The 13,321-nt window shown below is 64.7% G+C and carries 5 protein-coding genes; 4 read left to right on the top strand and 1 reads right to left on the bottom strand.

Translation table 11 applies throughout. From position 1 onward, the window contains the following. The first annotated feature begins 37 nt into the window (after positions 1-37). Positions 38-826 carry an alpha/beta fold hydrolase gene (locus PYV00_RS13955; protein ID WP_275228889.1) on the top strand — a complete coding sequence of 263 codons (789 nt, stop codon included), beginning with the start codon at positions 38-40 and terminating at the stop codon, positions 824-826. Positions 827-976: 150 nt separating this feature from the next. Here PYV00_RS13955 and pgm read toward each other — a convergent pair whose 3' ends face one another. Beyond that, a complete protein-coding gene (gene pgm, locus PYV00_RS13950) occupies positions 977-2,677 on the bottom strand; it encodes a phosphoglucomutase (alpha-D-glucose-1,6-bisphosphate-dependent) (protein ID WP_275228888.1) in 1,701 nt (566 codons plus the stop codon). A 428-nt stretch (positions 2,678-3,105) separates the two neighbouring features. Between pgm and PYV00_RS13945 the strand changes: the two genes are divergently transcribed. The 3 genes from PYV00_RS13945 (at position 3,106) to PYV00_RS13935 (ending at position 13,162) form a co-directional block, all read left to right on the top strand. Then, entirely contained in the window at positions 3,106-3,822 is a 717-nt protein-coding gene (locus tag PYV00_RS13945; RefSeq protein WP_275228887.1) for a sigma-70 family RNA polymerase sigma factor, read from the top strand. Beyond that, positions 3,819-12,395, top strand: a complete 8,577-nt coding sequence (locus PYV00_RS13940) for a GH36-type glycosyl hydrolase domain-containing protein (RefSeq protein WP_275228886.1) — start codon at positions 3,819-3,821, stop codon at positions 12,393-12,395. The genes PYV00_RS13945 and PYV00_RS13940 overlap by 4 nt, the downstream gene beginning before the upstream one ends. A 578-nt stretch (positions 12,396-12,973) precedes the next feature. Continuing rightward, positions 12,974-13,162: a YdcH family protein gene (locus PYV00_RS13935; protein ID WP_275228885.1), complete on the top strand. Its 189-nt coding sequence runs from the start codon at positions 12,974-12,976 to the stop codon at positions 13,160-13,162. Positions 13,163-13,321: the final 159 nt, after the last annotated feature.

The raw sequence follows: 13,321 nt of genomic DNA, 5'->3' as shown, positions 1-13,321 counted from the left end.
AGCTTTCGCCGATCCGCCGCTCTGCGACGAAAGCGCCATGGAATACCCCTCGCCCATCGATGCCTATGTTGCGACGCCTCACGGCCGCCTTTTCACGCGTTCATGGCCACCGGCAGACGCTATCCAAGCACCTCCAATCATTCTTTTTCACGACAGCCTCGGCTCAGTCGATCAGTGGCGTGATTTCCCTGCACGCCTTGTCGCCGCGACGGGCCGCCCCGCGATAGCCTACGACCGCCTTGGTTTCGGCAGGTCGGACCCAAACCCCAGAAGACTGCAACCCGATTTCGTGCAAGACGAGGCGCGCACCGGCCTGCCCTACATTCGCGAGGCGCTCGCGGCCGATCGCATGCTTCTCTTCGGCCATAGCGTCGGCGGCGCCATGGCCATTGCCGCCGGCGCCGCGTTCCCGGCGCAAACGGAGGCGGTTATCACCCTCGCGGCCCAAACATTTGCCGAAGACCGAACGCTCGCGGGGATCGAGCAAGCCCGACAGACTTTCCAGGACGAAACGCAGCTTGAGCGCCTGGCCAAATATCATGGCGCCAAGACGCGCTGGGTGCTCGACGCGTGGATCGGAACGTGGCTCGCGCCTTCGTTCGCGGATTGGTCGCTCGACGACGACCTGCGACGCCTTCGCTGCCCTGTGCTCGCGGTGCATGGCGATCACGACGAATATGGCTCACGGGCACACCCTGATCGCATCGCCGCATTGGCGGCAGGCGCCGTGCAGGAAGTGCTGCTCGCGAATTGCCACCATATGCCGCACCGCGAGGCGCCGGAGGACGTATTGCGACTGGTCGGCGACTTCACGCGCGGCTTGTAACCGCCCGCCGTTCCGCAATCGCCAACTGTCGCACCGTGAGCCCGTGCCCCGCGGCGAGACCTCCGGCACCGCCGCGCCTCGCTCGCGGCATGCGACAATCGTTTGATCCGAAAGCGGAAGACAGGTGTCTGGGGACGATCCGGGAGACGACTAGCCGGCGGGCTTGCCGGGCGGATAGTCCTCGCCGAACAGCTCCTGGACGATCACCGCGGCATCTTGCTGAATAGCGCGCAGATGGTCGGCGCTGCGAAAGCTCTCCGCATAGAGCTTGTAAATCGGTTCGGTCCCGGATGGACGGGCGGCGAACCAGCCCGTTTCGGTCGAGATCTTGATGCCGCCAAACGCGCCGCCGCCACGCGCAGCGGTGAGCTTTGTCGCGATCGGCTCGCCGGCGAGTTCGGTCGCGCGGACCTGATCGGTCGCGACGCGCCGCAGCCGGTCCATTTGCTGCGGCGTCGCCGGCGCATCGATGCGTTCGTACCAGGACTCGCCGAATTCAAGAGCCAGCCCCCGATAGACCTCATCGGGATTGCGTCCCGTTCGCGCCTTGATCTCGACCGCCAGCAGGCAGAGCGCCAAACCGTCCTTGTCGGTCGTCCAGACCGCGCCATCGCGCCGCAGCAACGAGGCGCCGGCACTTTCCTCGCCAGCAAAGCCGAGCGCGCCCGAGTGCAAGCCGTCGACGAACCATTTGAAACCGACGGGGACTTCGACGAGTTGGCGGCCGAGACGAGCCGCGACACGATCGATCATGGTGCTGCTCACCATCGTCTTACCGATTCCGCTGCGCGCACTCCACTCCGGGCGATGCTCGAACACATAGGCAATCGCGGCGGCAAGATAGTGGTTGGGCGGCATCAGGCCGCCGATCGGCGTGACGATGCCGTGGCGGTCGGCGTCGGTGTCGTTGCCGACGGCCAGATCGAACCGATCGCGCATGCCGATCAGCCGCGACATCGCGTAAGGCGATGAGCAATCCATCCGGATCTTTCCGTCCCAGTCCGCCGTCATGAAGCCGAATGTGGGATCGATCCTGGTCTCGACGACCGTGCCGTTGAGGCCATAGGTGGCGATGATCTCAGCCCAGTAGGCGGTGCTGGCCCCGCCGAGAGGGTCGATACCAAGCGTCATTCCCGACGTCCTGATCGCCTCGATGTCGATTACATGGGCAAGATCGTCGACATAGCGACGCATATAGTCCCAGCGGCGCAGGCATGGCGAACGCCGCGCGCGCTCGTGGGGAACGCGTCCGACGGCGCGAACCCCACCGTCAAGCAGCCGGTTCGCGCGCTCCTCGATCCAGCCCGTGATTGTCGCATCGGCCGGTCCTCCGGTCGGGGGATTATATTTGAAACCGCCATCTTCCGGAGGATTGTGCGAAGGCGTAAGCACGACGCCGTCGGCGAGCCCTTCCGTTCGGCCGCGATTGTAGGCGAGGATGGCGTGGGAAATGACGGGCGTCGGGGTGTAGCCTTCGTCCACGTCGATCATCGTCACGATGTCATTGGCGACAAACACCTCCAGCGCGGTAGCCAGCGCCGGTCGCGAAAGCGCGTGGGTGTCGATACCGAGGAACAGCGGCCCGTCGATCCCGTGTCGTTTGCGATAGAGGCAGATCGACTGGGCGATCGCGATGATGTGCGGCTCGTTGAACGAGTTGCGCAATGCAGAGCCGCGATGGCCCGAAGTACCGAAATGGACGCGCTGCGAAGGCTGCGACAGGTCCGGCGTCCCGGCATAATAAGCCTCGACCAGGGCCGCGGGACTGATCAGTTGGCCCGCGTCCAGCACTTTCCCTGCTGTGGGGGCGACGCGTGTATTGATATCAGAATTTTTCATTTCAAATACCAATAATATTCACTTGCCTCATAAGAATAGCAAGAAGATGGTGATGATGGCAACAAAGTTTTGGAGACGTTGCCTCAAGCAATCACCGCGTCGTTCTCAGAAAACCGAGTGATCGGAACAATGTTGAAGCGCAATGATTTCCCAACTGTTCGGCGTCTTGGAATTCATCCAGGCAGCAGCACAGCACGCTTCGCAGCTCTGAACCGTCTCGTCCTCCAACGGCGAACGGCCTCGGAGCCATAACCACTGCGGCGGCAGATAGCCCGATCTGACCCGGAACCATGCCCTCGCAACTTTCTTCACTGAGTGCGCAGTCTTCTTCGATGTCGCGCGCGCTCAGTCGCGACGCTCGACGCATCCCGCCAGCCGATGCGCGTTCGAAAGGAGGTCATCGTGTTCGAAGGTCCTGCCGCGCTCTTTGGGAACATGGCATGATCGCCGCGGGCGAACCTCGCCGCCAAGCGCTTTGCGACCATGGACCGAGCGCAGCCGCCGGACACCATGATGCTGCGGCGCTCCAACTCGTCATGCAAGGCAACGATCGGCGTCTTTTACGGGCCGCATGGCGGATATTGGGCAATCGCGAAGATGCCGAAGATGCGGTGCAAAGTGCCTATCTGAGCGCGATCACAGCCATTGGCGGCTTCGCGGGCAGGTCGACGCTTGCGACCTGGCTGACCCGCATCGTCATCAACGCGGCGCTTGCGCAAGCCCGCCGTCGCCGCCGTCGGCGAGCATGGCTCGAAGAAGATCCCACCGCCCTGCTCGAAGATTACAGCGCATGCCTGATGCGCGGATCGATGTCGGGCTCTCCCGAACGCGCGTTTGCATGCCGCCAGCTCAAGCATTTCATCGACGATGCGATCGATCAGTTGCCAACCCAGTTCCGCACGGTCTTCATCTTGCGGCAGATCGAGGAACGCGATGTGGGAGAGGTCGCCCAAACCCTCGGCATCAACGCGGCAACCGTCAAGACCCGGCACTTGCGTGCCCGGCGCCGACTACAACGCGCCCTGGCGCCCAAGGTCGGAAATACGTTGGCGGACATGTTCCTGTTCGCTGACGAGGCTCGTGAGCCGGTAGGCCGCAGGTCGTCACCCGCCCCGATCCACGGAGAATGGCGGAAAGCGCGAGGGAGCACGGCATGAGCCAGAAGCGCGGCGACATTCATGGAGCGCAACCTCCCGCCTCGATCTTTGGCCTCGGGGATCTCTTCAAGGGTTTCGGACGCACGAACTCCAAACCGCCGTGGAACGACACCGCCGCCATCCGCGAGGTCATCTTCAGCGTCGAGCGAATGGAGGAGCACGCGCGCAGCCTGGCGCAGGCCCAGCTCGTCAAACCGCATCGGCAACTGGGTCATCCCCTGCTCGACCGCCTGGCGGCCAATGAAGCGAGCCTCATCCAATCCTATCGATCGATTCTCGCGGCCGTCGTCGACAAGGCGGCCATCACCCCGGCGGCGGAATGGCTCATCGACAATTTCCATCTGGTCGAACGGCAGATCCGGGAAATCCGGCTCGATCTTCCGCCAGGCTATTACCGGCAATTGCCCAAGCTCGCCGATGGTCCTTTTCAAGGTTTGCCAAGGGTTTTCGGGCTGGTCTGGGCATTCGTCGCGCACACCGATAGCCGGTTCGACAGCAACACCTGGTGCGCCTACATCCATGCCTATCAGGAGGTGCAGCCCCTGACGATCGGCGAGTTGTGGGCCTCGGCCATCACCTTGCGCATCATCCTGATAGAGAACCTGCGGCGGATCGCCGAGCGCATCGTCTACAGCCGCGACGAACGCCGCATCGCCGACGAGATCGCCGACCGGCTGCTAAGCGCCCCGGCCGCCGACCAGACGGAAGACGACCTCATCGACGAGCTCGGCCCGGCCGCGCCCTCCGATGCGCTGGCGCTGCAGCTAATCCATCGTCTGCGAGACCAGAGCCCAGCCCTTACCGCCATGCTCGGCCGGCTCGACGATCGGCTCGCGGCGGACGGCCGGACGACGGACAGCGCCATCCATGACGAGCAGCAAAGGCAAATCGCGGCCAATGTCACGGTGCGCAACATCATAACCAGCATGAGGCACATTTCGGACGTGGATTGGGCGGTCCTCTTCGAACGCATTTCGCTGGTCGATCTCGTCCTCGCCAAGAACTGCGATTTCGCCCAGATGGATTTCGCCACACGCAACCTCTATCGCACTTCCATCGAAAAGCTCGCCCGCGGCTCGGGCCGCGAGGAGCTGGACGTCGCGCACCGGGCGATCGATGCCTCGGCGGGCGCGGTCGAGCGGCGGCGCCAGGATCCTGGTTACTACCTGACCGCCGAAGGCCGCCCGGACTTCGAAGCGGCTCTTGGCTATCGTCCGTCCTTGTGGGCGTTGGTGAGCCGCGCCTATCGCGCGCTTGGCGTCGGCGGCTACGCCGGCGCGGGCGCGCTTGTCGCTCTCCTACTGCTGGGCTTCCCCGTCATCTTCCATGTCGAGGCGAACATGGGCTGGCTATTGCTCGGCGTGCTGGGGTTGCTGGGCTCTGTGCCGGCGATCGATTCGGCAGTATCGCTCGTGAACCAGATCGTGACCCGCCAATTCGGCGTCACCCAGATCCCCGGCCTCGAGCTGCGGGAAGGAATTCCCGCATCCTTGCGCACCCTGGTCGTCGTGCCCACGCTGCTCACCCGTCCCGAAGCGGTCCTCGCGCAGGTCGAGCAGTTGGAGATCCATCATCTCGCGAGCGTGAGCGGCGACATCCAGTTCGCGCTTCTCTCCGACTGGACCGACGCGGAAAGCGAGTCGGTCGAGGGCGACGAGCTGTTGTTGCAAGCGGCCATCGATGCCATCGCCGGCCTCAACCGGAAACACCCACCCGCGCCCGGCGGCAACAGGTTCCTGCTGCTCCATCGCCGCCGCGTCTGGAACGAGAGCCAACGCCGGTGGATTGGCTGGGAACGCAAGCGCGGCAAGCTGCACGAACTCAACCGCCTGCTCCGCGGCGAACAGGACACGACTTTCGTGACGCTCGACGGCCGCCCGCCAGCAGCGCCCGAGGGCGTCCGCTATGTCATCACGCTCGACGCCGACACGCGCCTTCCCCCCGATACGGTCCGCCGGCTGATCGGCAAGATGGCGCATCCCCTGAACCAACCGGTCGTCGATCCCGCCAGGCGCCGCGTCATCGAGGGCTATGCCATCCTCCAGCCACGCGTGACCCCCAACCTTCCAGTCGGCGACGAAGGCTCGGCCTATCAGCGCGTCTTTTCCAGTCCGAGCGGCATCGATCCCTATTCTGCGGCGGTCTCCGACGTCTATCAGGATCTGTTCGGCGAAGGCTCATATGCCGGCAAGGGCATCTATGCGCTCGACGCCTTCGAAACCGTGCTCGCTGACCGCGTGCCGGATTCTACCCTCCTCAGCCATGATCTGTTCGAGGGTGTATTTGCCCGCACCGGTCTCGCCTCCGACGTCGAAGTCGTCGAGTCTTTCCCGACCCGCTATGACGTCGCATCGCTGCGCTACCATCGCTGGACTCGCGGCGATTGGCAGTTGCTGCCCTGGATCCTCGGCTGGAGCCCGCTCCTGGGCCAATCCCGACGCATGCCCGCCCAGATGCCGGCCAGCGGTCGCTGGAAAATGGTCGACAATCTGCGCCGATCCGTCACGCCTTTGACCTGCGTCCTTGCGCTCTTCGCGGGCTGGGCTTTGCCGTTCAACGCCGCGCTGGTCTGGACGCTGTTCTTCCTGGCAACGCTCGCCTTGCCAAGCCTGTCCCCGGTCCTGGCCTCGGTCTGGAGCCGGCATCCCGGGATTCCGACCCGCGTGCATTTTGCGAGAATCCTCTCCGACTTCGGCAGCGCGCTCGCGCAGATCCTCCTGATCGTCATACTCCTCGCCCATCAGGCCTGGCTGATGGGCGATGCGGTCGTTCGAACCCTGCTGCGATTGTTCGTCACCCGGCGCAATCTCCTGCAATGGACCCCGGCAGCGCAGGCGACGATCGGCCGCGATCCCACCATTGGCGCTTACTGCGGGTGGATGGCAGGCGCCGTCGTGATCGGCACGGTCGCGATCGCTGGAACCGCCTATTTCGGGGACGGAACCGTATATCTGGCAGCGCCCTTCGGGGTCCTGTGGGTCCTTTCCCCATTGATCGCGCGATGGGTGAGCCGGCCCTCGCGCGCGGTCGCGGAACGTCCATTGGCCGACGCTGATCGACAGGCCCTCCGTCTGACCGCACGGCAGACCTGGCGCTATTTCGAGACCTTCGTGACACCGAGCGACCACATGCTCCCGCCCGACAATTTCCAGGAGGTGCCGTCACCGGTCCTCGCGAGGCGCACGTCCCCGACCAACATCGGCCTTTATCTGCTGTCCGCCGCGAGCGCACACGATTTTGGCTGGCTGGGAACGCTCGATACGATCGAGCGGCTCGAGGCCACGATGGCAACCATAGCCAGGCTCGACCGGTACCGCGGCCATTTTTACAATTGGTACGATACCGAAAGCCTGCGCGTACTCGACCCCCAATATGTGTCGTCTGTCGATAGCGGCAATCTTGCAGGCCAACTCATCGCGCTCGCCGGAGCCTGCGAGGATTGGTGCAGGCAGCCCCATGAAGATGCCAGACGGATCGCCGGTATCGCCGACACGCTTGCGCTCGTGCGCGAAGAGGTCGAAACCCTGCGCGATCGCCGCCGGACCGAAACCGTCACCTGGCGCCAGCTCGATGAGGCGCTCGCCCTCCTTCTCGTGCAAATGGACCGGCCGGCGGCCGAGGGCGAAGCACTCGCCGCCCGCCTCGAGCGGCTCGCCGGCCCGGCCGAACTCCTCGTCGACCTTGCCAAGGCATTCGCGGTCGAGCGGGGGGAGGATGCCGCGGACATCCTCTTCTGGGCGCGAGCGGTATGCCATTCGATCGCCAGCCACCAGCGGGATATCGGAGCCAGCGACGAGCTTGCCGCGCGCCTGACGGCTATCGCCCGCACGGCGCGGGAAATGGCATTGGCGATGGAGTTCGATTTCCTCCTGAACGAAGAGCGCCAGCTGCTTTCCATCGGCTTCGCGGTGCGCGACGGCGCACTCGATGAAAGCTGTTATGACCTGCTCGCGTCGGAAGCCCGCCTCGCAAGCTTCTTCGCCATCGCCAAGGGCGACCTGCCCGCACGGCACTGGTTCCGCCTGGGACATAGTGTGACGCCAGTCGCCGGCGATGCGGCGCTATTGTCCTGGTCCGGCTCGATGTTCGAGTATCTCATGCCCGCCTTGATCATGCGCGCGCCCAGTGAAAGCATCATCGGGCGCACCAATCGCGCCGTGATCCGCAAGCAGATCGACTATGCCAGAAGCCTGGCGACACCCTGGGGAATCTCCGAATCCGCTTATAATGCGCGCGACCTCGAGCATACCTACCAATATTCCAATTTCGGCATTCCGGACCTCGGCCTCAAGCGCGGCCTGGGCGAAGAGGCCGTCATCGCCCCATACGCGACAGCGCTCGCGGCCATCATCGACCCGGTCGCAGCCGCACGGAATTTTTCACGGCTGGCGACTTACGGCGCCCGCGGTCGGTTCGGGTTCTTCGAGGCGCTCGACTTCACGCCGCGGCGCCTGCTGGACGGACAGACAGTCGCCGTCGTTCACGCCTTCATGGCCCATCACCAGGGTATGACGATCGTCGCCATCGCCGATGCCCTGCTCGGCGACCTGATGCGCGAACGCTTCCATGCCGAGCCCATCGTGCACGCGACCGAACTGCTGCTCCACGAGCGAATGCCGCGCGAGATCGCCGCCGCCCCAGCATGGGCGAGCGACGTCAAGCCCGATACCCGCATCCGCGAGTTCGAAGCGTTGCCCGCATGGCGCGAGGCGGACCCGCATGCTGCCTTCCCCGCCACGCACCTCCTCTCCAACGGCCGCTATTCCGTCATGCTCACGGCCGCCGGGTCGGGTTACAGCCGCTGGCGGGACCTTGCTGTAACCCGTTGGCGCGAGGACGCCACCTGCGACGACTGGGGATCATTCATCTATTTGCGCGATGTCGAAAGCGACCAGCTATGGTCCGCAACCCACCAGCCGACGAGCACCGAACCCGACGAATATTCGGTGGCATTCAGCGAAGAACGCGCAACATTCTCGCGCCAGGATGGCGATTTCCACACGACACTCGAGGTGGTGGTCTCGACGGAAGACGACGCCGAAGTGCGCCGCCTGACCCTTGCCAACAATGGCAGGCGACCAAGAGAAATCGAAGTGACGTCCTATGCCGAGATCGCCATCGCTCCTCAGGCCGCAGATATTGCCCATCCGGTTTTCTCGAAACTCTTTGTGGAGACCGAATATGTGGCCCGCCTGGGTGCGATCCTCGCCACGCGCCGCCGCCGATCACCCGACGAGCCCGAAATCTGGGCGGCGCATCATTCGGTCGCGTCGAGCGAGGGGGTCGGGAAAGCGGAGTTCGAGACGGACCGCGCCCGTTTCCTCGGCCGCGGGCTCGGTGTTCGAACTCCGGCGGCAGCGCTTGACGGCCGCCTCCTCTCACGGTCGACAGGTGCGGTGCTCGATCCCGTCTTCGTCCTGCGCCGGCGCGTGCGCCTGGCCCCGGGCGCGGCCGTGCGCATCGACTTCTGGACATTGGTGGCCGAATCCCGGGAAGACCTGATCGACGCCGTAGACAAGACCAACGACATCAGCGCGTTCGGCCGGGCGGTGACGCTCGCCTGGACCCAGTCGCAGGTGGAACTCCATCATCTCGGCATCGACCGGGATGAGGCAAGCGCGTTCCAGCGCCTTGCAGGACATCTCATCTATGCCGGTCCGGCGCTGCGGCCGTCCTCGGAGGTGATCGTCCGCGGCGCCGGACCGCAATCGGGTCTCTGGCCGCAGAGCATCTCGGGCGACCTGCCGATCATCCTGCTGCGCATCGCGAACGTCGAGGACATCAGGATCGTTCACCAACTGCTGCAAGCCATGGAATATTGGCGCGCCCGCAGGCTCGAGGTGGACCTCGTCATCCTGAACGAACGCGCCTCCTCCTACGTCCAGGATTTGCAGATCACGATAGAGAACACCTTGCGCACGAGCCAAGCGCGCCGGCCGGTATCGGTGGAGGGAGCGACAGGCCAGGTGTTCGTGCTGCGCGCCGATCTGATCCCGTCGGAGACATCCGCGCTGCTGGCATCGACCGCGCGGGTTCGTCTTACAGGCGACGGGGGCGGACTGGCCGAACAGCTAGGCCGCATCAGGGAGCCGGCCGCGCCTACGCCGGCGGCCAACAAGACATCTCGCCATGCACCGCAACCGCGCATGGCGACCGCCCCCAAACTGGAGCTGTTCAATGGCGTCGGCGGGTTTGCCGATGAGGGACATGAATATGTCATCACGCTCGGCCCCGGCCAGGCCACGCCCGCGCCCTGGATCAACGTCATCGCCAATCAGGGGTTCGGCTTTCAGGTTTCGGCGGAAGGCTGCGGCTTCAGCTGGTCGGTCAACAGTCGTGAGCATCAGTTGACCCCATGGTCGAACGATCCCGTGACCGACCGTCCGGGCGAAGCCGTCTACCTGCGCGACGAGGACAGCGGCGAGCTCTGGAGCCCGACAGCGCTGCCCATTCGCGACGATGCCGGCATCTATGTCGCCCGGCACGGCTGGGGCTACAGCCGGTTCGAGCACGAGGCCCACGGAATTGCGTCGGAGCTGCTCGTCTACGTGCCCGTGGCGGATCCGATCAAGATCACGCGGCTCAAGCTGCGCAACACGACGAATAGTGCTCGGCGTCTGTCGGTAACCGCCTATGTGGAATGGGTGCTCGGCACGTCCCGCGCGGCTGCCGCGCCATTTGTCTGCACCAAGATCGACCCGGAACTCAACGCGATGTTCGCACGCAATCCATGGAACGCGGCCTTCGCGCGCCGCGTCGCTTTTCTCGACCTTGGAGGCCGCCAAACGAGCTGGACGGCAGATCGACGCGAGTTCATCGGTCGCAACGGCTGCCTGTCCGACCCGATCGCCCTGTCGGGCGCAGCCCGGCTTTCGGGCGCGGTCGGAGCCGGGTTCGATCCCTGCGGCGCGATGAGCACTACCGTCGATCTCGCGCCCGGCGCCGAAACCGAGATCGTGATCCTGTTCGGCGACGCCGACGGCCCGGAACTCGCCTCCGCGCTCATCGCCCGCTACCGCGATGCCGACCTCGACGCGGTGCTGGCCGAGGTTCACGGGCAATGGGAAGATCTGCTCGGCACGGTGCGGGTCAAGACGCCGGATCGCTCGATGGACATCATGCTCAACGGCTGGCTGCTCTATCAGACGATCGCCTGCCGGCTCTGGGCGCGTTCAGGCTTCTATCAGGCTAGCGGCGCCTACGGCTTTCGCGATCAGCTCCAGGATGGCATGGCGCTCGCGGCCATCCGTCCGTCCTTGACCCGCGAGCATTTGATCCGCGCCGCAGGCCGGCAATTCCCCGAAGGCGACGTCCAGCACTGGTGGCTGCCGCACTCCGGCCAAGGCGTGCGCACCCGGATCTCCGACGACAGGATCTGGCTCGCCTATTGCGTCGCCCATTATCTCGAGACGACCGGCGATACCTCGCTGCTCGACGAGACAATGCCCTTCCTCGAAGGCCCGAAACTCAATGAAGACCAGCATGACAGCTTCTTTGCACCCACCGTTTCCGAGCGCATCGCGAGCGTCTACGAGCATTGCGCGCTCGCGCTCGACGCAAGCCTCGCACGCGGCGCTCACGGCCTTCCCCTGATCGGCGGCGGCGACTGGAACGACGGCATGAATCGCGTGGGCGAACAGGGCAAGGGAGAAAGCGTGTGGCTGGCCTGGCTGTCGCACATGGCCCTGACCCGCTTTGCGGCGATAGCGCAGGCGCGGAACCAAGCCGCGCGCGCCTCCCAATGGCGCGCCGAAGCCTCGAAGCTGCAAGAGGCGATCGAGCGCGAGGCTTGGGACGGCAGTTGGTATCGGCGAGCATGGTTCGATGATGGCACCGCGATCGGCTCGGCGGCAAACGACGAATGCCGGATCGATTCGATCGCCCAATCCTGGGCCGTCATATCGAACGCGGCGAACGCGGAGCGGGCGAGCCGCGCCATGGCGGCCGTCGAGCGTGAACTGATCCGCAGCGATGACGGCCTGGCCCTGCTGTTTACCCCGCCCTTCGACCGGACCGCGCACGATCCCGGCTACATCAAGGGATATCCACCTGGCATCCGCGAGAATGGCGGCCAATATACCCACGGCGCCATCTGGTCGATCATCGCGCTCGCCCGGCTCGGTGAAGGCGAGAAAGCGGCCGGGCTCTTTTCGCTGCTCAATCCCATCAACCACGCCCGCAACCGCTCGGACCTGCGCCGCTACAAGGTGGAGCCTTATGTCGTCTCAGCCGACGTCTATGCGGCGGCAGATCACGTGGGCCGTGGCGGCTGGACCTGGTATACAGGCTCGGCTGCGTGGCTGTATCGCGCCGGAATGGAAGAGATATTGGGCCTGCGCCTGCAAGGATCGTCGCTCCATCTCGATCCCTGCATTCCGAACGGCTGGCCGGGCTTCGAGATTGCCCTACGCCGCGATTCGACGCGCTTCGACATTCGCGTCGGCAATCCCGGCGGTATCGCGCGCGGGGTCGCCTCCGCGACGATGGATGGCACCGGCATCACCGAGCGGCCGCTCCGCTTCGACCTGCCGGATGACGGCAAGAGGCACGAGATCTTGGTCACGATGGGTTGAACGATGTCGCGCGACAATCCTCCAAACGCGCGCGCATGGAGGACGAAGTCACGCGGAACATCTCATGCCCGGACGAAGCTTCATCGACGCCATAAGGCAACCCGCGGTTGAAAATACGGACCGTCCGCCCCAAGTCATGGGTTCGCAAGAAGGAGCGGGGCGGGCGTGCCGAGCAAGGCACAGTTTGAGGATCACGGCAGGCCGTTCGCGGCGTTCCTGATCCTGTTCAGCCTGTTTGTCGGCCTGGTTCCGGCCGCTGGCTCGGCCCAGAACATTCGCCAGACGATATCCCGTTTGGGGCCGGCCCGCTCGAGTGCTGCCGTACCCATCGTCCGATCCGCCCAGTACCCGCTTCCTGAGAGAATAGCCGACGGCGGATCGGCCCCCTTTGTCTCACCGCCGCCACTGGCGATCGTCGTCGAGGCCGGCTCAACGAGGCCACTGCCGCGGTTCACTCGCGTGCCTGCTCTCGAACTACCCGCCAGCCGAACGGCTTCATATAAAGCACGCGCACCTCCAGCGCCCGGATCGATCGCACTGCGACCTCGCGACAATCCGGGCCCGTCACGGCCGTCAATATGCTGGAGAACATCGTGTCATCCACAGAGTACAGACTGACCCAAATTCATCGCAATTTGGACGACGCCATCACCAAGGAGATGGGGACTCATCTACCCGACAGCCTGAAGCTTCTTCGGCTGAAGAAGATGCGTCTGGCAGTCAAGGACCGCCTAGCCGCGTTGATGATGAGAAAGAAAGCGCGGTAACCCTCTCGGCCGGCGCCCGAACCAGGTCGCCGGCCGCTTTCCCTCGTCAGGCCATCGCATATCCTAAGCTCCCATCCAGAACGCCCCCATTGTACCCATACACCGGTCGTCGATCCCAGTCCGCCGCGCGCCGTAGTCCGGTCGTTCTGGCGCTACCTC

Origin of the sequence: Novosphingobium album (ex Liu et al. 2023) (assembly GCF_029076845.1) — a bacterium.
Lineage (GTDB): Bacteria > Pseudomonadota > Alphaproteobacteria > Sphingomonadales > Sphingomonadaceae > Novosphingobium.
This window is presented reverse-complemented; position numbering and strand designations above follow the sequence as displayed.

What these genes read in the sequence shown, in the direction of transcription:
- PYV00_RS13935 (WP_275228885.1), top strand. Translation starts at nt 12,974, where the DNA reads ATGCTGGAGAACATCGTGTCATCCACAGAGTACAGACTGACCCAAATT.
- PYV00_RS13940 (WP_275228886.1), top strand. Translation starts at nt 3,819, where the DNA reads ATGAGCCAGAAGCGCGGCGACATTCATGGAGCGCAACCTCCCGCCTCG.
- PYV00_RS13945 (WP_275228887.1), top strand. Translation starts at nt 3,106, where the DNA reads ATGATCGCCGCGGGCGAACCTCGCCGCCAAGCGCTTTGCGACCATGGA.
- PYV00_RS13955 (WP_275228889.1), top strand. Translation starts at nt 38, where the DNA reads ATGGAATACCCCTCGCCCATCGATGCCTATGTTGCGACGCCTCACGGC.